General features: G+C 70.3%; 23 protein-coding genes. 13 read left to right on the forward strand and 10 right to left on the reverse strand.

Features of this window, described 5'->3' with window-relative positions; all coding sequences use genetic code 11:
• Positions 1-281: 281 nt before the first annotated feature.
• Genes MUG96_RS14740 through MUG96_RS14755 form a run of 4 tightly spaced genes read left to right on the forward strand, consistent with a single transcriptional unit; the run spans position 282 to position 3855 of the window.
• On the forward strand, positions 282-962 hold the full coding sequence (locus MUG96_RS14740) for a hypothetical protein (RefSeq protein WP_246983930.1): 681 nt from the start codon (positions 282-284) through the stop codon (positions 960-962).
• A complete protein-coding gene (locus tag MUG96_RS14745) occupies positions 962-1465 on the forward strand; it encodes a hypothetical protein (RefSeq protein WP_246983932.1) in 504 nt (167 codons plus the stop codon). Before MUG96_RS14740 ends, MUG96_RS14745 begins: the two co-directional genes overlap by 1 nt.
• A 38-nt stretch (positions 1466-1503) precedes the next feature.
• The gene (locus MUG96_RS14750; RefSeq protein WP_246983934.1) at positions 1504-2280 is read left to right on the forward strand and encodes a nucleoside phosphorylase; all 777 of its coding nucleotides are present in this window, start codon (positions 1504-1506) and stop codon (positions 2278-2280) included.
• A 42-nt stretch (positions 2281-2322) separates the two neighbouring features.
• Entirely contained in the window at positions 2323-3855 is a 1533-nt protein-coding gene (locus MUG96_RS14755) for an HPP family protein (protein ID WP_246983936.1), read from the forward strand.
• Here the strand turns inward: MUG96_RS14755 and MUG96_RS14760 are convergent.
• Positions 3846-5036 carry an NAD-binding protein gene (locus MUG96_RS14760; RefSeq protein WP_246983938.1) on the reverse strand — a complete coding sequence of 397 codons (1191 nt, stop codon included), beginning with the start codon at positions 5034-5036 and terminating at the stop codon, positions 3846-3848. The genes MUG96_RS14755 and MUG96_RS14760 overlap by 10 nt on opposite strands.
• 96 nt (positions 5037-5132) lie before the next feature.
• Between MUG96_RS14760 and MUG96_RS14765 the strand changes: the two genes are divergently transcribed.
• From MUG96_RS14765 to MUG96_RS14780, 4 genes are all read left to right on the forward strand, one after another.
• Positions 5133-6377: a TrkA C-terminal domain-containing protein gene (locus MUG96_RS14765; RefSeq protein ID WP_246983940.1), complete on the forward strand. Its 1245-nt coding sequence runs from the start codon at positions 5133-5135 to the stop codon at positions 6375-6377.
• Entirely contained in the window at positions 6374-7564 is a 1191-nt protein-coding gene (locus MUG96_RS14770) for a cation:proton antiporter regulatory subunit (protein WP_246983942.1), read from the forward strand. Before MUG96_RS14765 ends, MUG96_RS14770 begins: the two co-directional genes overlap by 4 nt.
• 49 nt (positions 7565-7613) lie before the next feature.
• Positions 7614-7898: a ubiquitin-like small modifier protein 1 gene (locus MUG96_RS14775; protein WP_246983944.1), complete on the forward strand. Its 285-nt coding sequence runs from the start codon at positions 7614-7616 to the stop codon at positions 7896-7898.
• Between the two features lie 134 nt (positions 7899-8032).
• On the forward strand, positions 8033-8605 hold the full coding sequence (locus MUG96_RS14780; RefSeq protein ID WP_246983946.1) for a hypothetical protein: 573 nt from the start codon (positions 8033-8035) through the stop codon (positions 8603-8605).
• Here MUG96_RS14780 and MUG96_RS14785 read toward each other — a convergent pair.
• The 3 genes from MUG96_RS14785 to gatD are packed head-to-tail and all read right to left on the reverse strand — an operon-like array spanning position 8602 to position 11547.
• Complete coding sequence (locus MUG96_RS14785; RefSeq protein ID WP_246983948.1) at positions 8602-9333, reverse strand: sporulation protein; 732 nt, start codon at positions 9331-9333, stop codon at positions 8602-8604. The genes MUG96_RS14780 and MUG96_RS14785 overlap by 4 nt on opposite strands.
• Before the next feature lie 53 nt (positions 9334-9386).
• Complete coding sequence (locus MUG96_RS14790) at positions 9387-10301, reverse strand: GNAT family N-acetyltransferase (RefSeq protein ID WP_246983950.1); 915 nt, start codon at positions 10299-10301, stop codon at positions 9387-9389.
• Between the two features lies 1 nt (position 10302).
• On the reverse strand, positions 10303-11547 hold the full coding sequence (gene gatD / locus MUG96_RS14795) for a Glu-tRNA(Gln) amidotransferase subunit GatD (RefSeq protein ID WP_246983952.1): 1245 nt from the start codon (positions 11545-11547) through the stop codon (positions 10303-10305).
• 140 nt (positions 11548-11687) lie between these two features.
• Here gatD and MUG96_RS14800 point away from each other — a divergent pair, with 140 nt between their 5' ends.
• Entirely contained in the window at positions 11688-12194 is a 507-nt protein-coding gene (locus tag MUG96_RS14800) for a DUF8526 domain-containing protein (RefSeq protein WP_246983954.1), read from the forward strand.
• 39 nt (positions 12195-12233) lie between these two features.
• Here the strand turns inward: MUG96_RS14800 and MUG96_RS14805 are convergent, their stop codons facing one another.
• The 3 genes from MUG96_RS14805 to MUG96_RS14815 form a co-directional block, all read right to left on the reverse strand.
• Entirely contained in the window at positions 12234-12884 is a 651-nt protein-coding gene (locus tag MUG96_RS14805; RefSeq protein WP_246983956.1) for an ArsR/SmtB family transcription factor, read from the reverse strand.
• A 58-nt stretch (positions 12885-12942) separates the two neighbouring features.
• Positions 12943-13926, reverse strand: coding sequence for a hypothetical protein (locus MUG96_RS14810; RefSeq protein WP_246983958.1), 984 nt, complete (start codon positions 13924-13926; stop codon positions 12943-12945).
• Positions 13927-14022: 96 nt separating this feature from the next.
• Positions 14023-14667 (reverse strand): DUF1405 domain-containing protein, encoded by a 645-nt coding sequence (locus MUG96_RS14815; RefSeq protein ID WP_246983960.1) that lies wholly within the window; start codon positions 14665-14667, stop codon positions 14023-14025.
• A 180-nt stretch (positions 14668-14847) separates the two neighbouring features.
• Between MUG96_RS14815 and MUG96_RS14820 the strand changes: the two genes are divergently transcribed.
• Genes MUG96_RS14820 through MUG96_RS14835 form a run of 4 tightly spaced genes read left to right on the forward strand, consistent with a single transcriptional unit; the run spans position 14848 to position 18311 of the window.
• Positions 14848-15276 (forward strand): DUF5802 family protein, encoded by a 429-nt coding sequence (locus tag MUG96_RS14820; protein ID WP_246983962.1) that lies wholly within the window; start codon positions 14848-14850, stop codon positions 15274-15276.
• A 25-nt stretch (positions 15277-15301) separates the two neighbouring features.
• The gene (locus tag MUG96_RS14825) at positions 15302-16192 is read left to right on the forward strand and encodes a Vms1/Ankzf1 family peptidyl-tRNA hydrolase (RefSeq protein WP_246983964.1); all 891 of its coding nucleotides are present in this window, start codon (positions 15302-15304) and stop codon (positions 16190-16192) included.
• Positions 16193-16236: 44 nt separating this feature from the next.
• Complete coding sequence (locus tag MUG96_RS14830) at positions 16237-17253, forward strand: N-acetyltransferase DgcN family protein (RefSeq protein ID WP_246983966.1); 1017 nt, start codon at positions 16237-16239, stop codon at positions 17251-17253.
• An 8-nt stretch (positions 17254-17261) separates the two neighbouring features.
• Positions 17262-18311 carry a dipeptide epimerase gene (locus tag MUG96_RS14835; protein WP_246983968.1) on the forward strand — a complete coding sequence of 350 codons (1050 nt, stop codon included), beginning with the start codon at positions 17262-17264 and terminating at the stop codon, positions 18309-18311.
• A gap of 9 nt (positions 18312-18320) precedes the next feature.
• On the opposite strand, the gene MUG96_RS14840 is transcribed toward MUG96_RS14835, so the two are convergent.
• From MUG96_RS14840 to MUG96_RS14850, 3 genes are all read right to left on the reverse strand, one after another.
• On the reverse strand, positions 18321-20051 hold the full coding sequence (locus MUG96_RS14840) for a Na+/H+ antiporter NhaC family protein (protein ID WP_246983970.1): 1731 nt from the start codon (positions 20049-20051) through the stop codon (positions 18321-18323).
• 76 nt (positions 20052-20127) lie between these two features.
• Positions 20128-21669 carry a glutamate-cysteine ligase family protein gene (locus MUG96_RS14845; protein WP_246983972.1) on the reverse strand — a complete coding sequence of 514 codons (1542 nt, stop codon included), beginning with the start codon at positions 21667-21669 and terminating at the stop codon, positions 20128-20130.
• 27 nt (positions 21670-21696) lie between these two features.
• Positions 21697-23550: a His/Gly/Thr/Pro-type tRNA ligase C-terminal domain-containing protein gene (locus MUG96_RS14850; RefSeq protein ID WP_246983973.1), complete on the reverse strand. Its 1854-nt coding sequence runs from the start codon at positions 23548-23550 to the stop codon at positions 21697-21699.
• Between the last annotated feature and the right edge of the window lie 33 nt (positions 23551-23583).

Consider the following 23583-nt stretch of genomic DNA (forward strand, 5'->3'; position numbering starts at 1 on the left):
GAGTGAGGATGGGTCGGTATCGGTCGACCCGTGGTGTTGGGGTTCGTCGAGAGTGAGGTTCGGTGTTGGGGGTGAGGGGAGTCGGACGCGGTCTGCGGTGGACGGACACCGAACGGAACCGTCCACGCCCCCGCGTCCCTATTCCATCCATGTACGCAGGAGAGTATAAAGGTTACTGCTTGTGCACCTTGTTTCGTAAGGGCGAAGTTTGGGTTAATGCGTCCTGAAACCCGGTCATAGGAATCCAAAGCTATATGCGGAAGGGAGAAAAATGGACTCATATGCCCTCAGACTCCGATTCGGACGAGTATCCTCGTGCGCCGGCCCAGAAGGCCCGCGACGAGAACATACTCGGAGTCTTCGAGGCGACCGACGATCCGGTGTTGACGACCGCGGAGGTCGCAGCGGAACTCCCGATCGGGAAGCGCGCGACGCTGAACCGGCTGGAGGATCTCGTCGAACGGGGGGAAATCGAGTCGAAGGACGTGGGAGTGGGCCGTGTCTGGTGGCGCGTGGCGCCGCCGGAGCCCGAACCGGAGCCGGAACCGGCTCCTGCTCCGGATTCCGCGGCCGAACCGGTCGACGTGCCCGAAGTCGAATCGGTTCCGGGACCGACGGCCGGGAGCGGACAGGCGAGCCAGCCGCCGGGCGAGGAGCCGCCCGTCGAGGCGCTGAGTCCGCGCTGGGCGTTCATCGGAAGCCTCGGCCGACACTCGGTGTTCGCCGGACTCTTTCTCATCGGCCTCCTGTTGACCGAGTCGATCACGACCCAGGTCCTGTTGCCAGTCTCGGTGCCGCGCCTGTTCCTCACGGCGTTCGTCTTCTTCCTCATCGGATTCCCCTGCTACGCCGCCTACCGGACGAAGCTCTACCTCGATTCGGTCGACCTCTCGTTTTCACAGTTGACCGGCCGGCTCCCTGTACCGCGTGGGGAGTCGGGGCCACGCAGTGATTCGGACTGATGATCGTCGCACACGTCGGGCACACGACGCCGGTTCCGGCGACCGTCTGGCTCGCCGCCGCGGTCGTCTCGGGCCTGCTCGCCGCCGTCGCGATGGACGTTCCCCTGACGAGACTCGCGACCGGCTGGACGCCCGCGACGGTCGCGGCCTCGGTCCTCCAGGGGACCGTCCCGTCGAAGGTCTCCCGGACGGAAGCCGCGGTGCTCCACCACGCGGTCGGGCCGATGGCCGCCGTTCTCTACGCACTCGTCGGGATCGGACTGGCCGCGGTCCTGCCGGCGGTGGCCCGGGTCGCGGGCCTCGAAATCGCGGCCCACCTGCTCGCGGCGGGCCTCGTGACGCTGTTCGTCTACGGACTGTTCGCCTGGGTCGTCCTCCCGCGGTACGGTGGCGAGGCCCGCGACCGCCTGCCGGCCGTTCGCCGGGACTGGCTCGTGTCCGCGCTGGTGTTCGGCGTGACACTCGCCATCGTCGTCCCCGGTGTGATCGCGGCCGTCCGGTGACCGGACGCTCTTAGTAGCCTCTCGCACAAGGGAGGTGTATGTCGAAGCAACCGCACCTGCTCGTGAGCGAAGGCGACCTGGCGGACGTGGCGCTCGTCCCCGGCGACCCGGGCCGCGTCGACCGTATCGCGGGCATGTGTGACGAATCGACCGAACTGACCTACAACCGCGAGTACAAGGTCGTCAACGCGACCTACGAGGGGCGTGATCTGACGATCTGTTCGACCGGGGTCGGGAGCCCGTCGGCGGCGGTCGCGGTCGAGGAACTGGAGCGCGTCGGCGTGGAGACGCTCATCCGCGTCGGAACGACTGGGGCGCTCCAGCGCGGGATCGAGATCGGCGACATGGTGGTCGCCACCGGCGCAGCCAAAGACGAGGGAACGACGAAGCGCTACGAGAAGGCGACCTATCCTGCCGTTCCCGACTACGGGGTGCTGTCGGCCCTCGTCGAGGCCGCCGAGGCAAACGAGACGCGAGCGGCCGCGGACGCCAGTGGGGAGGCCGAACCCGAGGGCGCCGGAGGCCGGGTCCACGTCGGCCCAATAGCGACTGACGACGCCTTCTACGCCGAAACCGACGAGTACGTCGACGACTGGGAGCGCGCCGGCCTGCTCGCCGTCGAGATGGAGGCCGCGGCGATCTTCTCGCTGGCGCGCCGGAAGGGGATGGCCGCCGGCGCGATCTGTACCGTCGACGGGAACCTCGTCGAGGGAACACAGAAGGGCGAGACGGAAGACGACGAACTGCCCGCGAAAGCGAAGGACAACGTCGAGCGGGCGATCCACATCGCACTCGACGCGACGACGACGCTCTGACCCCAGCAGGCGACTTTTGTGAGTTCGCCGTCAACGGCGGGTATGCTCGGCGGGACGCGACGGCGACTTGTGGTGCTGATCGGTCGGTTGCGCCGGTTCCAGCGCCGGCGAGTCCGGGCGTTTCGCGCCTGGCTCGAGCACACGCGGAACCTGTTGCATCTGTCCGTGCTCCTCCTGATGCCCCTCGTGCTGGGCCTCGTGACGGCGCTATCGAACGCCGTTCAGGAACTACCCTTCCTCCTCTTTCCGCCGCTGGCGTCCGGGGCGTACACGCTGTTCGCACAGCCGGAGAGCCGGTACGCCTCACCACGGCGGTTCGTCGGCGGGCTGACGGCGGGCGCGGTCTGTGGCTGGTTGGCGCTCGAACTCACGGCCGTGCTCCGCTACCAGCCCTCGTCCGGAGGGTTCTCGGTCGATCCGTTCGCCGTCGGGCTCGCAGTGTTCCTGACCGGCGCGGTCACCTGGGGGCTCGACATGGAGGAGGCCTCCGCGTTCGCCGCGGCCCTGCTCGTCCAGGTCACCGACTTCACGGCCACGTCCCGCTGGACGTACGTGGTCTCCGTGTTCCTGTCGAGCGCGATCGTGGCCGCCATCTTCGTCGTCTGGCGGTCGCGGTTCTACGAACGTCGCGACCGGTACCTCTACCAGTCGACGAACGGCGACGACCACGTCCTCGTCCCGATGCGCACGGAGGGGGCGGACCGCACGGCGATGCTCGGCGCACACCTGGCAGCAGCACACGACGCGGGAAAGGTCGTCCTGCTCGACCTCGTCGGGGACGCAGAGACGGCGGCCGCCGAATCCGAGTTGCTGGACCGGGACGCCGACCGACTGCGGGCGGCCGACGGCGGCGAGCCGACCGGGTCGAACACGGAGGGAGGGGATCCCGAGGGGTCGGCGACGGCCGACCGACCGGTGTCCGACGCCGTCACCGGGGACGATGGAATCGCAGCGCGGGCGAGACGCCTCGAGGAGCGGGCCAGCGACATCGAGACACAGGTCGGAGTTCCCTGCGAGGTCGTCATCGCGGTGGCCGACGGCTCGCCCGCGACGACGGTAATCCGGACCGCTCACGAGGTGAACTGCGATCTGATCGCGGCGCCCTACGAGGAGCGTCACGGGAGCCTGTCGCCGTTCGTCCGGGCGCTGTTCCGTGGGAGTACCGACGTTCTCGTCCACCGGTCGGCGGGGGACCGGACCCGGTGGCGCCGGGTCATGGTTCCCGTCCGTCGCGCGGGCGACGTGGCACACGCGATGGTCGATTTCGCACTCCGCCTGACCGGGCGGACGGGCCAGGTCAGCGTCTGTAACTGCATCGAGCCGCGTCGGGGGCGGCGGGAAGCCGAGGAGATGCTCGCCGACCTCGTCGAACCGTTCGACGGGCCGATCGAGTCGCGGGTCGCCCGCCAGCCCATCGAGTCGTTCCTCGCGGACCACGGGCCACACTACGACCTCGTGTTCATGGGTGCCTCTATGGACCGTTCGGCAGCCTCACGGCTCGTCTCGCCCCCGACCTTCGAGCGGATCCAGGACATCGACTGCGACGTGGCGATCGTCGACCGGAACTACGAGTGATCGGTACGGTGGTCGGTATCGTCGAGCAGGCCCTGTGCGATGGACTCGGTGTCGTCGGACCCGAGCGCGGACTCGACGATCAGGTGGCCGCCGATCACGGCCGGGCTGATGACGGTGTCCGCACCCGCCCGGCGTAGTTTCTCGACGTTCTCCCGCTGGGTGGCCGCGGCGACGACCCGGATGTCCTTCTCCATGGCCTTCGCCGTGAGGATCGCCAGCGCGTCGGTGGCGTCGTCGTTCGTCGCGGCGACGACGGCCCGCGCCCGGTCGATCCCGGCCCGTTCGAGCGGTTCCTCGTCGCTCGGCTCGGCGTTGATGGCGTCGATGTCGCGAGCCCGGAGCTTCGAGACCGTGTCCGCGTTCGGCGTGATGACGACGAAGTCGGTGTCGCCCCGTGCGAGTTCGTCGATGATCGGTTCCGTCAGGTCGCCGTAGCCGAGGACCACGACGTGGTCCTCGAGCAGTTCCAGTTGTCGGTCGGTCATGGTTCCGAGTGCGGTCGCGAGGCGGGCCTCGATGGCGGGCCCCAGCAGGGACCCGAGCGCCACCGCGAAACTCGCCGTCCCGAGGACGACGACGGACATGGCGAACAGGCGGGCCTGCTGTGGCCCGGCGCCGGCGCCGGTCTCCGGGATGGCGTCACCGTAGCCCACCGTACTCGCGGTGACGATGGTGTAGTAGAAGGCGTCGGTCAGCGTCGTGACGTTGGCGAAGTGTTCACGGAGCGTGTAGGTGCCGACGGTCCCGTATATCTGCGTCCCGATGAGCGCCGCGGCCGCAGCCATCTGCGTCGTCGAGAGCTTGAGCCGGCCGTCGAAGCGGTGGTAGTTTATCAGCACCGCCGGGAGCGAGAGGACCGACAGGCCAACGAGCGGGTAGGAGGCGACGTTCGACTGAATCAGTCCCTGTAACGCCGTCACCGGCAACAGGACGACCGTCGAGTACCAGGCCGCTCGCAGGCCGCGTCGGAGGCCGAAAGCGCTCCCGAGCATCAGAAAGCCGGTGAGCGCGCCGGTGAACCCGGCGGTCCGTTCGATGTACTCCGGAATGTACGCCGAGAGCGGTCCGGACACGTCTGCGACGGCGATGTTCACGATCCCGGTCACGACCGAGAGCAGGGCCACTGCCGTCGTCAACAGAACGGCCGCCTGCGTCCGTACCAACACGCGCCGTGACGCCATGCAACCGTGTCCGCCGTGACCGTGTATAAATCCCGCCTTCGCCCGTGGGCGATAGCCGCCGACAGTAGTTTATAAGTCCGGGTTCTGTGTCGGTTCATGGCGTCGCTTCCGGTCGAAATCCTCCTCGGTATCTACCTCGGTATCCTCACGGGCATCATCCCCGCGCTGGTGGCCTGGGCGCTCGGTTTCGGTTTCAAGTACTTCACGGGGGTGTCGATCCCCGGCTTCGGTGTCGTCGTCCTCGCGGTCGCGCTGGCGGGCGTCAACGGCGGCCTGCTCGCGCTGGCTGACCCGAACATCACCCAGTCGGCCAACGCGCCGACGGTCACGACCGCCATCCTCGTCGTGACCGCTATCTCGCTGTACGCCCACGCCAAGGGCGACCAGCTCGGGGCGAACTTCCCCAAGCGGCTCTCGCTGTCCGGGCTCCGCGAGCGGACCCTCTCCCGTGACGTGGTCGAACTCATCGGCGGGCGCGACGAACTCCGCATCCGTGTCGTCGGCGAGGTGGCCGACATGGAGGGGTACCCGCCGCTCCCCGACGACCTCCGGGCCGAAATCCGCGAGGCGTCCTACACCTTTCCAGCCGACCTGCGGGTCTCGGAGCTCGAAGAACGCTTCGCCGAGCGGCTCCGGACGGAGTTCGACCTCGGCGACGTGACGGTCGGTATCGACGAGCAGGGGCGGGCGTCGGTGAGCGCCGCGCCGCCGTTCTCGGGGCTCTCGAAGCGCATCCCCGCCGGGAAGCGTGCCGTCTCCGTCGACGCACTGCTCCCGACGGGGCTGGCCCGGGGCGACGAAATCACGCTGCTGACTGCCGACGCGCAGGTCCGCGGGACCGTCGTCAGCGCGAACTCGAACCCCTCGGACGGCGCGACCGTCACCGGCCCGGCCGCGCCGGCACTCGATCCGGGGCCGGACCCGGACGCCGACGACGAGGAGCAGCCGGCAGCGGTCCGGGCGCCCACGACCAGCGGCGGCGAGGGGCGAGTGACGGCCGCGGTGACCAGGACCGACGCCGAGCCGCTCGTCCGGGCCTCGCGTGCCCGCGTCGTCGTCGAGGCCCGCGGCACGCGACTGGAGTACGAACTCATCTCCCTGCTCAGGCGCTCCGGCCGGCGGTTTCGACGGCTGACGGTCGCGTCGGGTGGCGCACTCGAGGGCCAGTCGCTGGGCAACGTCGGCGTCCGTGACGTCTACGACGTGGCGGTCCTGGCAGTCAGGAAGTCGACGGGCTGGCAGCTCGTGCCTCGCGGCACGGTGGAACTCGCGGCCGGCGACGAACTGTACGCCGTCGGGACGCGGGAGCAACTTGACGCCTTCGCGGGTGATGTGGCGTGACCGTTCTCCAGCTCGGCAGCCTGACGAACGAGGTGCAGGCCATCGGACAGGTCGTCGGCCTGGCGGTGCTCGCGGGTACCCTCGCGGGCATCGTCGCGCTGATCTTCCGCTGGTACGCCCGCGAGCGGGTCCAGCAGGGGCTTCCCGTGCTGGTCGGCCTCGCCGGCGTCGCCGCGGTACTGAACACTTCGACCGCACTGGGGCAGGTCATCGACGGGGACCCCCTCTCGACCCGGCTCGCACTGTTCAACATCGCGGCCTTCGCGGTCGCGACGTTCGCCGCGACCGTCGGCGTCCGGGCCGGCGACCGCTTCGGCGCCATCCTCTTCAGTCCCGCGAGCGCGCAGGGGTTCGAGGGGGAGGTCAGCCGCGTCGTCGAGGCCGTGGGGCGGGTCATCTCCGTCGAGATCCCCGACGAGATCGGCGACATCGTCGGCTACGACCCCGTGTCCGAGGAGACCAAGGCGAAGCTCGCCGGCCGGACCTTCCTGTTCCCCCGCCGGTTGACGGTCGCCGATCTCGAAACCCGACTCGTGACGCGGCTCAAGGCCGACTACGGCGTGGGACACGTCGACATCGAAGTCGCGGCCGACGGCACCGTCGAGTACCTCGCGGTCGGCTCCCGGGCCGCCGGGATCGGCCCGACGCTCCCGCCGGAGACCGCCGCAGTCGCCGTCCGCGCCGACCCGGCGTTCGCGGCCAGCGCCGGCGACGTGGTGCAGGTGTGGCGGACCGACCCGATGGAGCGGGTGACGACCGCCGAACTCCGCGGGACGGTCGGTGACGTGGTGACGCTCGCGGTCGACGCCGCGGACACGCCCAAACTCGACCCCGACACCCGCTACCGACTGGTCACGCTACCCGTCGAGACACGGGCCGACAGGGAATTCGCCTCGCTGCTCCGGGCCGCCGAGGAGACGATGGCCCTCGTCGAGATCGGCGAGGGGAGCCCGCTCGTCGGCCAGCCGCTCGGGTCGCTGGCCGTCGCCATCGTCGCCCTCCGGGCCGCCGAGGGCGGCGTCCAGCCGCTGCCGGGTCGCGAGCGACTGTTGACGGCCGGGGACTGCCTCTACGCCGTCGCTCGACCGGAGGAACTTCGCAAACTCGAAGCCGCCGCACGCGCCGCCGAAACGGTCCCACAGGAGACCGTCGAGGGCCCGACCGACGCCGCGGACGACGACGATTGAGTCGGTCGACCCCGGAACCCTCTTTGTCGCGGCGCCCCCTCGCCCGCACATGAAGTGGAAACTCTTCGCGAACCTCGCGGAGACGGCCGGCGGGAGCGAGGTCGAGGTGGACGTGGAACCGGGGGCGACGTTCGGTGACGCCGTCGACGCGCTGCTGGAGGCGCACCCCGAACTCGAAGCCGAAATTCTCGACGAGGACGGGGACATTCACGGCCACATCCGCGTCCTCCACAACGGGGACAACCCGTTCGTCGAGGACGAGGGCTACGACACGGAACTGGAAGCCGGCGACGAACTCGCCCTGTTCCCGCCGGTCAGCGGCGGCCGGCGCTGACCGATGGGACTGGCCCGTCGACGGCGCGGCCGACAGCCCTGCCGCCGACCCGACCCACGGCGTGACCGACCGGAGCCGCGTCGGCCGGCGGCGCGTGGCGTGAACTACATCCGTTCTCACACACAAGGCGGCGTATGAACGGGTATCTCGCGAGCGACTGGGCGCGGCTCCGGCGACTCCTCGGGAGTCGGGCCGGCGGCGTCTACGGCGTCGGATTCGCGCTGCTCGTCGTTCACTTCCTCCTCTCGGTGGCGTTCGGTCCGGGCGTCCTCGGCAGCCCGTCGATCCCGTCGAACCTGATCTGGCTCGCCCTCCCGGCGGCGTGTCTGTTCGTCGTCGCCGGCGGCTGGTTCATGCGACGTAACTGGCTGGCCTGGAGCATCAAGCGCAATCTGCTGGCCGAACTGCTCGTGCTCGCGCCGGTCGTCCTCTGGTGGACCGTCGTCGGCCGTCCCGCGGAGTTCTCCTTCGCCGCGAACCCGCTGATCACGCTGTTTTTCATGACCTTCGTCGGCCTCGTGATCACCCTCCTGCTCTCGGCAGTCGTCCTCGCCGTCCGCGTCGTCGTCGGCTTCTTTCGGGGCCATCCCGACGACGGAGACGAGCCGAAAGACTCGCCGACCGAGAGCCCTCCCGCCGAGACACCGACCGAGAACACTCCCGCCGAAACCGCGGCGGAGTCCTCGACGGCCGCCGATGACCCCTAGAAGTGGTCGTCGATCAGCGCCCGCATCCGGCGCTGTAGCTTCCGCGTGTCGGTGTGGTCGACGCTGATCCACTGGCGACTCTCCTCGCTCCCGGTGAGGTCAGTGTAGGTCGTCTCCCGGCGGTCGACCTCGACCCTGACTTCGAGTTCGTCGGAGAGGGGCGCGAAGATCACCTCCAGTTCGTCGAGTTTCCGCCGCCACTCGGAGTTGGCCGGCTCGAACTCGAACTCCTGGACGAACGGCGCGGGGCTGTACACCGACGACTCCTTGCAGTCGGAGTGGCTGAAGGCGAAGCCGATCCGCTCGACGGCCGTCAGGACGGCCTGCATCGCCGGCGTCCCGACCACGTCGATGTGGTCGCGGTCCTGGGGGTCTTTCGCCCAGTCGATCTTGCACCCGGTCTTCAGCGAGACCGACACGCCCCCCTTCGTCAGCGGCGTCACCCGCGGCAGGGTCATGCTCGCCGGGAGCGTCCGGCGCTCGTCCGGTTCGATGGTGAACGACTCCGTCGCGCCCGCCCGCTCGATTTCCGCGGTCTCCGTGCCGCCGTCCTCGGTCACGTACTTCGTCTCCAGCACGAAGTAGAGCCCCTCGATCTCCTGTTCGGCCGACCCACCTTCGATCTCGACGGACAGACCGACCGTCTCCCCCGGATGCAACTCCGTGTCGTCGAGAACCGTGTCCACCGTCGCCGACCCGATCCCGACGCTCGACAGCACCTTTCGCATGCCCCCGAATCCGGTCGGTTTGTTGATAAATCTTCGGTCGAGTTCGCCGTCGGTCAGCGGCCGGTCAGGTCCGCCGCGAAGACGAACTCGGGGTGGTCGCCAACGTCGACGCGAGCGACGGACGCGTCGGAGACGTGCCGGGGCGTCTCCGGGACGAGGACGCGCGTCCCGTCGACCCCCAGTCGACTGGCGTCCCGGCGGATCGCCGCGAACAGGGATCGCGCGGCCGGGAGGTCGGTCCACGTCGCGAAGCCGTACTCCGCGTAGCGGGTCCCGTCACCGCTCTCGTCCGTCCGGACCCGCACCGTCGCGGCCCGGGTCCCGTCGCCGTCCCCGACAGCGGCGACCCACTCCTCGTCGGCCAGTTCGTGGACGCGCTCCCGAGTGACCTCCGACAGCGCCCACGTCTCGGACGGATCGAGGCCGAGGCCGTGCAGTTGTCGCTCGGCCGGCGAACCCTGCCAGCACCGCCAGACCCCGGCCGGGTCGTGCTCGACGGTCAGTTCGTCGGCGCCCCCGGCGTCGGTCTCCGCGTCGGCGTCGGGGTCGGGATGGACGAAGCGGAACTCGGTCACTGGCGTGAACCCGGTCGCGCGGGACTGGCCGAGGCCGGCGTCGTTCCAGGAGAACACGAGGTTTCGACAGACGGTCGCGCCCCGCTCGCGCGCCCAGTCGAAGACGGCCTCGGTCAGCGCCGTCCCGACGCCCGCGCCGCGAACGGCGGGGTCGACCCGGATGCCCTGCGCCCAGGCCTCGTCGTCGGTGAGAAGGGTGCCCTGGCAGACGCCGACGACGCCCTCGTCGCCGTCGTAGACGAAGGTCCGCTGGTCGGGGCCGTCGGTCGCGACCCACTCCGCGAACACGTCGGGCACGTAGTCGGTGACCTCGCGGTCGGTCCACGTCTCCGCGGCGAAGTCGGCGACCCACTCCTCGTCGGCCGCTCGCGCCTGGCGGACCGACCCAACCATGTCAGGTCCAGGGGACCGACCGGTCCTGAATCTCGCCGGCCAGCGACGTGCCCATGGCCTCTGCGGGGTCCTCGGCGTTCGCCAGCGCCCACATGAGCTTCACCTTCGCGGTGCCGGGGAGGATGTCCTCGCCCTCGACGACGCCGGCCGAAAGCAGGTCCCGCCCGGTGTCGTAGACCCGGTCACAGACCCGCCCCTCGATACACTGGCTCGTCATCACGACCGTCGTTCCCGACTCCGTGAGCGACTCGATGTTTGAGATCCAGTCGGTGTTGACGTGGCCCAGACCCGTCCCCTCGATGACGATTCCGTCCTTGTCCCCGACCGCGTCGAGCATCGCCGGGTCACAGCCCGGCGTGAACTTCACGAGTTCGACCTCGGTCTCCAGGTCCGGTTCGAGCGCCAGGTCGTTCTCGCCGCGCTCGACGTACTCCCGGCGGAAAGTCACCTCCTCGGCTTCGTAGTCCACCTCGCCGAGCGGTTCGGCCCCGACGGTCTCGAAGGCGTCCCGGCGGGAGGTGTGGTTCTTCCGGGCGCGGGTCCCGCGGTGGAGCGCGCAGGTCTCGTCGGCCGTGTCGGCGTGCATACAGATCATGACCTCCGCGCAGTCGGCTTTGGCCGCTTCGACGGCACAGACGGCGTTCATCACGTTGTCGGAGGAGGGGCGGTCGGCCGAGCGCTGACTGCCCGTGAACACGATGGGGACTGGCGTATCGAGCATGAAGGAGAGCGCCGAGGCGGTGAACTGCATCGTGTCGGTCCCGTGCATGACGACGACGCCGTCCGCGCCGGCTTCGATTTCCTCGTGGACCGCTTCGGCCAGGTCCCGCCACACCTCGGGCGTCATGTTCTCGCTGAGGATGTTGGCGACGACCCGGCCGCGGTAGTTGGCCCGGCCGGCGAGGTCCGGGACGGCCCGGAGCACGTCCTCGGCGTCGAACTGGGCCGTCACCGCGCCGGTCCGGTAGTCGACGGTCGAGGCGATGGTCCCGCCGGTCGAGATGAGCGCGACCGTCGGCAGGTCGTCGTCGAACTCGATCTCCGACCGTCCTTCGGCGTCCTGTGCGCTCTCGACGTCGTAGACGTCCGATTCGAGGACGTCGACGGCCGCCGCGTCGCGGTCGACCCCGACGTTGTAGCCGCTCGGGAGCTTCACGACGAGGTTCTCCTCGGTCGAGGAGGGCAGGAGTACGCCCTCGTAGGTCTGGTCCCCGCGGTCGACGTGGACCCGGTCCCCTGGTTGCATACGCCCCGCTACCGCCCGCCCGGACTTGAAACCATCTCTTCCGCGGGCAGGCCCCGCCAGCGTCGGTCCGGTCGCCACCGTCGGCCCCGCCGTCTCGGTCGTCCGCAAAACCGATACCGCGGGAGCCGTAATCGGTTAGTATGGCGAAACGTCGCGACGACCAGAGCCGGGACCCGCCGGCCGAGGACCCGCTTCTCGGGGACGATCCCATGGGGCCGGACGTCGACACCGGCGTCACGGAGCCGGTCGACCCGGAGGCCGCGACTGCGGGCGACAGCGTCCGCGCGCGACTGGCTACGCCCTTCAGCGAACTCTTCTCGCTCCGGCTCTTTCTCGTCGTCCTCGCGCTGGCGACCGTCGGCCTGGTGCTCGGGACCGTCGTCGTGGGTCTGCCGGGCGCGGGCATCGCCGGCATCGCCGTCGTTGGCTTCGCCGTCGGCGTGGGCCACGGCCACCGCCGGTACCTCGAACTCCTGCTCGCGGGACTGCTCGTCGCCGGCGTCGGAACGGTCTTCGAGTACGCCCTGGTGGCGGTCGTCGGCGGCGTCGCACCCGTCGCGCTCGGCGCCGCCGCCGGCGGTATCGCCGCCCTCGCCGGCCACTACTTCGGCCGGGACCTCCGGGCCGGCCTCACCCGGGACCTGTGACCGGCCGACGCTCGGTCCCCGTCCCCGCACGACCGGCGGTCACTCGCGAAGTTCCCACTCGCCGTTCGTCCGTGCCACGACGCCGTGGTCCGCGAGGTCGACGAGCGCGTCCCGCACCACCGACGACGGCGCTTCGATCCGCTCGCCGATGGTCTCCGGGTCGGCCGGCTCCTCGGTCAGCACGCGCAGGATTTCGGCGTACAGGCGCGTCTCCCCGTCGCCGAAGCCGTCACCGATCCGCTCCATCACGTCCGCGAGCCGCCCCTGCACCCACCGCTGGGCCATCGATAGCTCGTTTTCGAGCTGGTCGAGTCGTTTCAGTTCCCGCGCGAGGTCGGAGAGGTCAGAGGACTCCCGCGGGGACACGTCGATGGTGAGGTGGCGACAGGAGGTCGTCACGTCCAGGTTCCGCGCCGGATAGGCGCTTTTCGCGCCGAACCCGTAGGGACTGACGCTGACCTCCAGCCGGAGGTTCTGTGAGATGAAGTAGTACTTCCGGCGCTGATCGTCGGTCCGGCTCTCGATCAACCCCGCCTCCTCCAGTTTCCGCAGGTGGTCGATGACCGCCTTGGGGCTCACGCCGAGGTACTCGCTGATTTCGGTGACGTAACAGGGCTTGCGGGCGAGCAAGCGGAGAATCCGTCTCCTGTTTTCGTTGCCCAGTAAATCGAGCAACTCGGCGGAATCCATTTACCTGACGTTAGTGACGAGAGCAGAAAAGGGTATCACCACGACGGCGGCGGGCTCGCTACCGTCCCCGACCGGGGTTTCCGGACGGACCGCCGCCCGAGCCGCCACCACCGTCCGAACCGCCAGCGCCCCCGGCAGACCCGCCGCCGGAGTCGTTGCTCTCGTCCGATTCACCGCTGTCGTCAGAAGGGCCCGAGTCGTCGGACTCGTCGCTCTGGTCGTCATCCGGCGGGCTGGCGTCGTCGGGCGGCCCCGTGTCGTTATCGGACTCGTTCCCACGGTCAGTGTCGTCGGAGGGACCGGTGTCGACTGGTGGGCCGGGGTCGTCGGGCGGCCCAGTATCGCTGTCGGACTCGTTCTCGCCCGATTCGTCGCCATTCCGGTCCGGCGGCCCAGCATCGGCCGGAGGTCCGGCGTCCGCAGGTGAGCCCACATCGACGGGCGGCCCCCTGTCGGGACGGTCCTGGAGGCCGGGCGGCGTCATCACGCTGAGATTCCTGGCAGTCCTGGCGACGGCGCGCCCCTCCAGCTCGGAGGCGTTCCGGCGGAGGCGTTCGAGCCGCGAGTCGTTCACCCCGGTCGCCCTGGCCGCGGTGTCGGTCTGATTGATCGCCGTCTCGAGCGCATCGATCCGCTCGGAGAGGCTACTCGCCTGTGCGAGGTAGGCGGGCTCGGGGAGCGAGCCGTTGTCGTGTGCCGCCTCGACGGCGGCCATCCGGTCTTCCAGTCGGTCGAGCCGAGTGTCGAGCCGGTCGACGCGCTTCGTCACCAGCTCGGCCCGCTCGCTCCCGTTCGTGCCGTTGAACTCGGCCGCCCACATACTCGAATCGACGGAGCCGTCGGCGGCACTCGAACTCGCCTGCATGAACCCGGACAGCTGTGCGCCCAGGCTGGCCTCACCGGACGCCTCGGACCCGTTGTCCGAGCCGTTCTCCTGGACCGCGTCGGTTGCCGTCCCCGCGGCGCCGACCGCCGGGGCGACCGCGACGGCAGCCGCGACCGCGACCAACAGGGCCACCAGCGAGGCCTGACGAGCGTTCATCTTACTCCCCCCTATTATCGATACACACAAAAAAGCGAAGGCTCGTTCGTTCCGTTCAGCGACGCACCGACACACCCGCTAACCGTCCAATAGCGTTCAATACTCGCTCTCAGCCGGTAACGGATCGAGCGCGACAGCGGCCAGTGCAACCGACAGCACCGACACCGCGACGGTCGCGAACGCGAGCGCGAGGCCCGGTTCGTAGCGCAGCGGCGGCGCCAGTCCGAACCCGTAGTCAAGCAGGTCGTTGGCGAAGGCCACGACTAACGCGACCGCGAGCGCGCCCCGGGTCGTCGCCGCGTAGTGTGGAATCACGTACGCTTCGAGGACGAACGCGAGATGGGTGGCGATGATCCCGAAGTAGCCCCACGGGTCCGGGAAGTACGCCCCGAACCCGAGGTTGAGCGCGACGAACGTCCACAGCCCCATCTTCACCAACCAGACGAACGCGATGGTGTGGAGGTACGCCAGGACGCGGGTCCGGGGCACGTCCGCGAGGTCCTCGCCGAGGAACGGCAACAGGGTGGCGAGCGACAGCGCCATCAGAAAGACCGCGGTCGGCGAATCGGCGTACAGCGGCCACAGAAACGTCGAGACGCCCGGCATCGTGTCGACGTAGTAGCGGACGCCGACCAGGACCGCCGCGGCGTTGGCGAACAGCAACCAGACGAGACTCGGCGCGTTCCCCAGGTAGTACTGCGCCCAGCGTTTCGGCAGTAGCCGTCCCTCCCGCGGGTCCATACCCCAAGGGGCAGCGCCGGCCTCAAATCCGTGTCGCCTCCTGCCGCCGGCCCCACCGTCCCGGCCAGGTCGCTGCGCGGCACGGACGGTGTCGACGGGTCGAATCCGGTGAAAGCACGCCGGGATAAGCCTGCCGGCCAAGAGTTTTATGTCGACATTTGGTACGTGTCACCGTATAGCATGTTCGAGCGATTCTCCCGTGGGTACTACCTCGGCCGCCTGTACGTTGAGCCGGCCGAGCGAGAGACGGCCGCGCTCTGTCGCGAACAGCACGAGCGCGTCAACGAACAGTTGTACGCGGACGACGAGGGCATCGACCGGCTCGACCGGCCGCTCGTGATGAAACTCGGCTCGAGTCACTTCCCCGTGACCGGCGACGAGGGCGTGCCGCCCGACACACTGACCGTGCCGCGCGGACTGCTCGAGGACACGCGGGTCCGCAACCCGCCGACGCTGAAGGAGGTCCTGCTCGCGAAGGCCGACCGGGCGCGGCAACTCCTCTCGCTGACCGGGGGCGACCCGGCCGCCGGGATGGACGCCGTCCCCGGCATCGACCGCGACGGCGGTGAAGGCGACGATTCCCCGGGATTCGACGGCCCCGCCATTTAAGCGCCTCCGCGTCCCGCTTCCGGTGATGCTCGACAGGCTGCTCGGGCGCGCCGAGTTGAAGGAGCGAATCGCCGAACTGGAAGCGGAGAAAGAGCACGTACAGCGACAGCTCGACGCCGAACAGGAGCGCCGCGCCGACGCCGTCAGCGCCCGCCAGGACGCGGAGGAGCGCGTCAATCGTCTCGAAGACCGCATCGCCGACCTCGAAGGAAAGGTCGGCGGCGGGGACGACACCGACGCGGACCTGACCTTCCGCCGGACGGAGGACCTGCACGGTGACCGGCTCGACACCGTCCTCGACCGACTCGATTCGTTCGAGACGGGACCGGAGGGCGTCCTCACGGCGTACGTCCCGGACGGCGACCTCTCCGACACCGTCCGGGAGGCGTTCGGCGACCGCGCGTCCCTCGTCGCGCAGGCGGCGCCCTGTCTCGCCGTAACCGACGACGCCGGCCTCCTCAGCGCGACCCTCTCCGTCCCGAATCCCCCCGAGCCGTTCGCGACGTGGGGCAACGGGGTGACCCTCGAACGCGACTGGGTCCAGCCCGTGGGCTCACACGCGGTCGCGCTCGTGCGCTCGGACCTCTTCGCGATGGCCGAGTACGAGGGGCGCGAGCGGACCGGTTTCGTCGGATTCGACAGCGACCTCAAAAGCCAGCACTCGAAGGGGGGGTTCTCACAGGCCCGCTTCGAGCGGCTGCGCGACGAGCAGATCGACAGCCACGTCGAGCGCTGTCTGGAGGCACTGGCGGAGCGCTCGGCGGACCGGCTGTTCGTCGTCGGCGAGCGCACGGTCCTCTCGGAGTTCACGGACGTGGCCGACGCGACGGCGACGGTCGACGCCACCGGCGACCCCGAGGCCGCGCTGGACGACGCCGTGTACGACTTCTGGACGGTCCGCCTGCGGGCGGTGTGAGCCGCCGGGGGAGCGCTTAATCCCCCCGGGTCCGACTGGCCGGTATGCGCGTCGCCCTGCTCGCCCACGAACTGTTCCCCGACCGGGCCAAGACCGCGGTGGGAGTCCTCCGCTACGCCGACCACGAGGTCGCGGCGGTCCTCGACCGGACGCGGGCCGGCGAGCGCGTCGCCGACCACCTGCCGGAAGTCCAGGACGCACCCATCGTCGCCGGGATCGACGACGTGGACGAACCGCTCGATGCGCTGATCGTCGGCATCGCGCCCATCGGCGGGGGCTTCGACGAGAGCTGGCGCCCGGACGTGGCCGGCGCGCTCGAACGCGGCTGTGACGTGTTCGCCGGCCTCCACTACTTCCTCGGGGACGACGAGGAGTTCGCCGCGCTCGCCGAGGCGAACGACTGCCGGCTGTGGGACGTGCGCCGCCCGCCCGACGACCTGACCGTCGCCGAGGGTCGGGCCGACGAAGTGGCTGCCGACGTGGTTCTGACCGTCGGCACCGACTGCTCGACGGGGAAGATGACGACGACGATGGAACTCGCCGCGAGCGCCCGCGAGCGCGGCATCGACGCCGCGGTCGTCCCGACCGGCCAGACCGGCATCCTGATCGAGGGGTGGGGTATCGCGGTCGACCGCACGGTCAGCGACTTCACCGCCGGCGCGGTCGAGCAGATGGTCCGCGAGCGCGGCGACGACCACGACCTGCTCGTCGTCGAGGGCCAGGGCGCAATCACCCACCCCGCCTACTCGGCGGTGACCTGTGGCATCCTCCACGGGGCGATGCCCGACGCGCTCGTCCTCTGTCACGAGGCGGGCCGGGAGGCCGTCCACGGCTACGAGTCCTTCCCCATCCCCGACCCGAGCCAGCACGTCGCGCTGTACGAGGACCTCGCGGCCCCAGTCGCCGCGGCGTCGGTCGCCGGCGGGTCGCTGAACACCAGCCACATCGCGGACGACGCGGCCGCACAGGCCGCCGTCTCGGCGTTCGGCGACGCCATCGACGCACCGGCCACCGACCCCGTCCGATTCGGAACCGACACGGTGCTGGACGCCATACGCTAACACACAGAATGGCACTCACGACGACACACGAGTGGCACGAGATGCCGCTGGACGCTCCCTTCACCATCTCTCGGGGGACCCGGGAGGTCTCGGAGAACGCCGTCGTCCGGGTCGAGGACGGCGATGGACGCGAGGGAATCGGCGGCGCGACGCCGACGGAGTACTACGGCGAAACGCGGGTCTCGATGGAAGACGTTCTCCCGGACCTGCTCGCGGCCGTCGAGTCGGTCGGCGACCCGCACAACGCACAGCGGGTCGAGCGCCGCCTCCGGGAGGTGGCCGGCGGCCCGCGCGAACACCCGGCGGCCCGCGCGGCGGTCTCCATCGCCGTCCACGACCTCGCCGCGAAGCGACTCGGCGTCCCGCTGTATCGCCAGTTCGGGCTCGACCCCGGGGAGGCACCGCCGTCGTGTCACACCGTCGGGCTGGCGAGCACCGAGGAGATGCGCGAGCGGGCTGTGGACCTCGCCACTGCGGGGTTCGACCGGCTGAAGCTCAAACTCGGGACGAGCCGCGACGTGGAGGTCGTCTCGACGGTCCGGGCGGCGGTCCCCGACGCGACGCTCCACGTCGACGCCAACGGCGCCTGGGGCGTCGCGGAAGCCGTCGAGATGACGAGCGTGCTCGCCGACCACGACGTGGCGTTCGTCGAACAGCCAGTGCCCGCCGACGACCCGGAACTGCTGGCGCAGGTGGCCGACGCGAGCCCCATTCCGGTGGCCGCCGACGAGTCCTGTCTCGTCGCCGCGGACGTTCCCGACGTGGCAGACGTGGTGGACATCGTCGTCGTGAAGATCGCGAAGGCGGGCGGCATCCGTCCGGCGACACGCGCGATTCACACGGCCAGGGCGCACGGCCTCGACGTCATGCTCGGTTGTATGACCGAGAGCAACGCCTCGATCGCGGCCGGCTGTCACCTCGCGCCGCTCTGTGAGTGGGTCGACCTCGACGGGTCGCTGTTGCTCGCCGACGACCCGGTCGACGGCGTCCCGATGCCGGGCGGCCGTATCGAACTCGCCCGGCAGGACCGGCCGGGGACCGGCGCAAGCGTTCGCTGAGTCACCGCGTCAGTACGGGATGATTCGGAACCCTTCCGGGAGCAGGAGGCCGAAGACGAGAAAGAGCGCGGCCGAGATCGCGGCCGTGACGAGGGCGTAGGGAATCTGCGTGCGGATGTGGACCATGTGGTCGCTCCCGCTCGTGGAGGAGGCGAGGACCGTCGTGTCGCTGATCGGCGAGGCGTGATCGCCGAAGATGCCGCCGCTGAACACCGCCCCGAGGACCAGCGGGAGGTTCGCGCCGGTCGCGAACGCCAGCGGGATGGCGATGGGGAACATGATTCCGTAGGTCGACCACGAGGACCCGTCGGCGAAGCTCACGAAGCTCGTGACCGCGAACACGCCCACGGGGATGACCCAGGCGGGCAGGCCGCCGAAGACGTTTGTCACGAACGAGGAGATGCCGAGCAGCGTCACCGCGTTCTGGATCGAACTGGCGAACGTGAGGATCACCGCCGCCAGCAAAATACCCTTGAATCCGACCAGCAGGGCGTCGGTCGCCTCGTCGTTCGAGGGAATGTCGCCCTTCCATCGATACAGGAAAAAGGCGAGGACGAGCGCGGTAAAGGAGGCGATACCGAGGCGGACGCCGCCGATATTGAACGCCCACGGGCCGCTCGCGGGCGCGACCAGTTCCCAGCCCCAGAGCGCGAGCAGTGTCGTGCCCTCCTTGCCGTCGACGTAGACCACCGGACTCGACCGCCAGAACATCGCACTCAGGCCGACGACGATCATCGTCAGGATCGGGATCGCGAAGTTCCGCCAGTCCGGCGTCGCCCCCTCGTAGGTCTCGTACTCGTCCATCTCTTCCGAGATCATCGGGTCGGCGTCCTCGCCGAGGACGCCCCCGCCGGCCCGGGCGCGGGACTCCTCGGTCCCCATCTCGCCGATGTTCGGGACCACCTGCCAGGCGACCAGCGCCGCGATTGCCAGCGCGATCCACGAGTAGAAGCCGGTGAACAGCGTGTTGAAAAAGAGCGGCCAGACCGCGCCGGTCGCGGCCGTCACCTCGCTCCCACCCGTATCGACGACGTCGGTCATCCCGGCCGGCAGGATGCCCTGCTCGTAGGCCTGCACGAGGCCGCCGCCCATGAACCCGACCATCGCCGCGCCCCACGTCGAGTAGAAGGCCAGTCGGGCGGCCGGCGACCCCGCGGAGTCGACGTAGTAGGCGAGTTTCGCCCGTGACACGTCGTAGGCGTCCGTCAGCGGGCGCATCATCGAGCCGACCACGAGACAGTTGAAGTAGTCGTCGATGTGGATGGCGATGCCGGCCAGGAAGGCGGCCTTCTCGGCGTCGGCCGCGGAGTCGACCCGCGCCGACAGCGCCTGCAGGACGCCCTCGATGGCGCCCGCGCGGATCATCAGCCCGATCAGCCCGCCGATGGCGAAGATAGCGAGCAGGACGTTCTCGACGTACCACGGGCCGAAAATCGGCGCGGTCGCCATGATCTCCGGCACGAGTTTCAGCCCGAACACCGCGCCGAGGACGACGCCGCCGACGCCAATCGGCCAGGGGTCGCCGTCCTCCTGTGGCCCGATCTCGCCGAGTTCGCCTCCGGCCGTCACGAGGTCGGGCGGCACGCCGACCGCCTGTGGGTGGAGCGCCCCGAGGAGGACCCCCGCGGTCGCGATTCCGACGAAGAGACCGACCAGCGCGTCGCGCGTGTGCCAGGCGAGCGTAATCGCGAGCAGCGCCGGCACGACCGACCACGGACCAGCGGCGATGCCCTGCACCATGCCCGGGTCTTGTCCCCCGTCCGAGTAAATGGGTACTGGTCCGTACCGAAGCCCAGCGCCGTCCGATCGCGACCGCTCACAGCCAGTCGGCGAACGTGTCGTGAGCCCGCGACTGCCGGACGTAGGCCGCCTGCATCTCCCGGATCGCCTCGTCGAGGTCCGCGCCGGCATCCAGTTCCGCGCGCACCCGGTCCAGTTTCCAGTCGCTCGGCGCGGTCCGTGCCGCCCACCGTGTTTCGAGCGGGGCGAGGTACCGCGAGACGGTCGCCTCGTCGATGCCGAGGTCGGCCAGTCCGCGACGGGCGTACTCGAACACCTCGTCGTAGACGACCGCGGGGTCGGTCGTGCGCTCGCAGTCGGCGGTGTACCACACGAGGTCGCCGTCGAAGCCGTCCTCGACCGCTTCGTAAAAGGCGCGCTCGGCGTCGGCCCACGGGAGGTCGGTGATGGGGTGGTCGCCCGTGACCAACCCGTGGACGAGGCCGCCGACGAGACACTGGAAGGAGACGATGTCCCGGATGGACGGCTGTGTCGGGACGGGACGGTACTCGATGCGGAGCGAGCGGTCGTCGGTCACGCCGTCGACGGGGTCGCCCCCGGCGACCGCGCGGAGCCAGCGCCAGTAGGTACTGCGTTTGTGGTCCAACTCGGGGACGTTGTCCGCGAAGGCCGGTTCGGTACCGGGCTCGACCGCGCCGGTCCGGTCGTCGTCGAGCCACTCCGAGAGGAAGGGGGCCACGAGGTCGTCCGCAACGACGCCGTCGACGACATCCGTGGCAGTCTCGATGTCCGCGGGCACCCGTACCTTGCGGTGCTCGGTGTGGTTGACCGACTGCTCGAAGGCGGCAATGCGGAGTTCGTGGTGGGTCTCGACGAGCAGGGTCTCCGGGTCGGGGTCGTCGTAGAGGTCCGGCGGGAGCAGCGGGGAGTTGGTCCCCAGCGCCAGCACCGGCCCGAGCGTCCGGATCGCGGTGTTGTAGTAGGCCGGGAACGCCTCGGCGGTCGGGACCTGGACGTGGGGCTGGATGGAGGTCGCCAGCGACTCGAAGAGGATCGAGGGGAAGGTGACGGTCGCGCCGGGCACGTCGAAGGTGATCTCGCCGCCGGCGTGGCCGACGCAGTCGCGGTCGATAGCCGCGTACCGCGGGTCCGGCCGCATGTTCGAGGGCACGGCCACGCCGTCGCAGTCATCGAGGGCGGCGAGGTACGGCTCGCTCCCCTCGGCTGGCGGGACCGTCCACATCGAATCGAGGACGAGGTCGAGTCCGGCGTCGGCCGCGGCCGCCCGTGCGCCTCGCCACTGGTCCTGCAGCGCCTCGGCCTGTGCTTGAACGCCCTCGGTCGTGAACGGGTCGGGGTCCGTGTTGAGTTCGGCGTTGTGCAGGCCGAGTTCCTTGTTGCAGGCCCCGAACACGCCGTCGGGAATCGGCGCGAGGCGGCCCTCGTCGCCGACGGCGTACACTTCGAGTTCGAGCCCGATGGCGAGCCCATCCGCGTCCAGCTCCCCCCGTTCGATGACGTCCCGGAGGAAGGCCGCCTGTGCGTCGACCCGCGACGTGAACTCGTCGCGCGCCGCCGCGGACAACGACCGGTCCACCAGGTCCGCGAGGTCGTTCATTACGTCTCACCTGCGCGACCGTCCCGATTAGCGTTGCGAATCGTCGCCGGCCGCGCCGCTGTGGTCGCCATCGTCGTCGTCGGCACGGAGCGAGGTGCGTTCGGACAGCCGCACGGGGAGCCGCGACCGCGGCCGCGGCCAGCCATCGACGGCCGCCGCGACGCGCTCCCGGAGTGCCTCGACGGGCATCTCGCGTTCGCTCCCGGCGACGGCGTCGGTTACTTTCAGCGGGCCGCTCTCGGCCTCGCGGTCGCCGACGACGGCGGCGAACGGCACGTCCGCGGCCGCGTCGAGTCGTGCCGCGACGGGGCGGTCGCGGTCGTCCACGTCGGCCCGGACCCCGGCTGCCCGGAGCGTCGTCGCGAGGTCGACACACCGCTTCCCGTGGCCCGGTTCGAGCGGGAGCAGGCGGACCTGCGTCGGGGCGAGTGCGACCGGGAGCTGGAGTCGATTCGCATCGTTCCGGCGGTTCGCCAGGACGGCCGCCGTCGCCGCCTCGACGCTCCCGACCGGCTCGGTCGTCACGAGCCACGGGTGGCCGTCGTCCGCGGTGCCAACTCGATACTCCTCGTCGTCCGCGGTCCCGTCCACGAGCGTTTCCCCGCCGGCGGTGTCCAGACGGACCCGCCCGAGTGCCAGCGGCGCGTCGAGCCCCGCAGTTGCGACGATCATCACTTCCACCGCCCGCTCGGGTTGTTCCTCGGGCGACCGTTCGACCAGGAGAGTGCGGTCGAGCGACGACGCGAGCCGCTCGACCCACTCGACGTCGACCGGTGCGTCCGCCGCCAGTCGACAGACGACTCCGTCGGCGACGCCGAGGTTCGCGCAGGCGGCCACCGCCAGTTCGGTGTCGCGCTGGACGGAGGTGAGCGCAGGGTCGCCCGGCGCGGCGGCCGTCAGCATCGTGGGACGGGTCCCACCGGCGCCGTCGGGCCGAGCGGACCACCCCGGCGTCTCGGCGAGGCAGATCGGGGGGTCGGAGCCGGCTTCGAGCGCGTCCCGGAGTGCAGCGCGCAGGCCGACTTCGGGGGTCGGCGGGACCAGCGCGCGCTCGTCGCCGCTGCTGGCCGTGTACTGTCGCGGGGCCGTCGCCGCGTACTCGCCGACGATCGACTCGCCCGGGTCGGCCACGGGCGGGGTCACGACGGGGGTCGCCCCCGCCGCGGCGAGCCGGTCGGCGATGTCGGCGGTGATCGTCTCGCGGACGACGGCACCCTCCGGGAGCCAGCGTCCCTGCGCGCCCGGGGCGGACGAGGGGACGTCCGCCAGCCCTGCCGACGCGAGTCGGTCGAGCTCGGTCGCGGAGACGGTCCGCGAAGCGTCGGTCGTCCGCGCCGTCGTCAGCCACCGTTCGAGCGGCGGCGGGAGCGACGCCTCGTCGGGATCCCGGCGGTCGCCGTCGGGGGTGACGAGGAGCCACTCGGCGTCCCCGGAGCGAGCGCCGGAGCGGGCTTCGGCGTCCGGGCGGACGGTGTGCGTGCTGTCCGCGAAGGGGTGGGCCTTCGTCTCGATGTCGGTGACGACGTAGGTGCCAAGCGGTGCCCGGACGACTTCGAACGCGTCCGGCGTGGTCCGGGCGAGCGCCGCGGCCGTCTCGGTCGCGACCGCCTCTGCCAGTTCGGGGGCCACGTCGTCGGCGGCGAACGCCGGGTCGGGGACGAGCAGGACCCGCGACGTGCCGAGGTCGTCGGCCCGCGAGCGGACGATTTCGGCGGCGGCCGCAGCGGTGCCGGTCACGTCGCCGACGTCCGGCCCCTCGACGCCGAGGACGGCGACGAGACAGTCTGACAGGGTCGTGCTCGCCGGTCCGTCGTGGGCCGTCTCCTCGGGCCGCGTGACCTCGTATCCGGCCCGTGCGGCGTGGCGAACCCGGAGTCGCATGGCTCGGCTTCGACCCGGGTGGAGAAAGCCCTG

Origin of the sequence: Halorientalis marina, assembly GCF_023028345.1 — an archaeon.
Taxonomy (GTDB): Archaea; Halobacteriota; Halobacteria; order Halobacteriales; family Haloarculaceae; genus Halorientalis; species Halorientalis marina.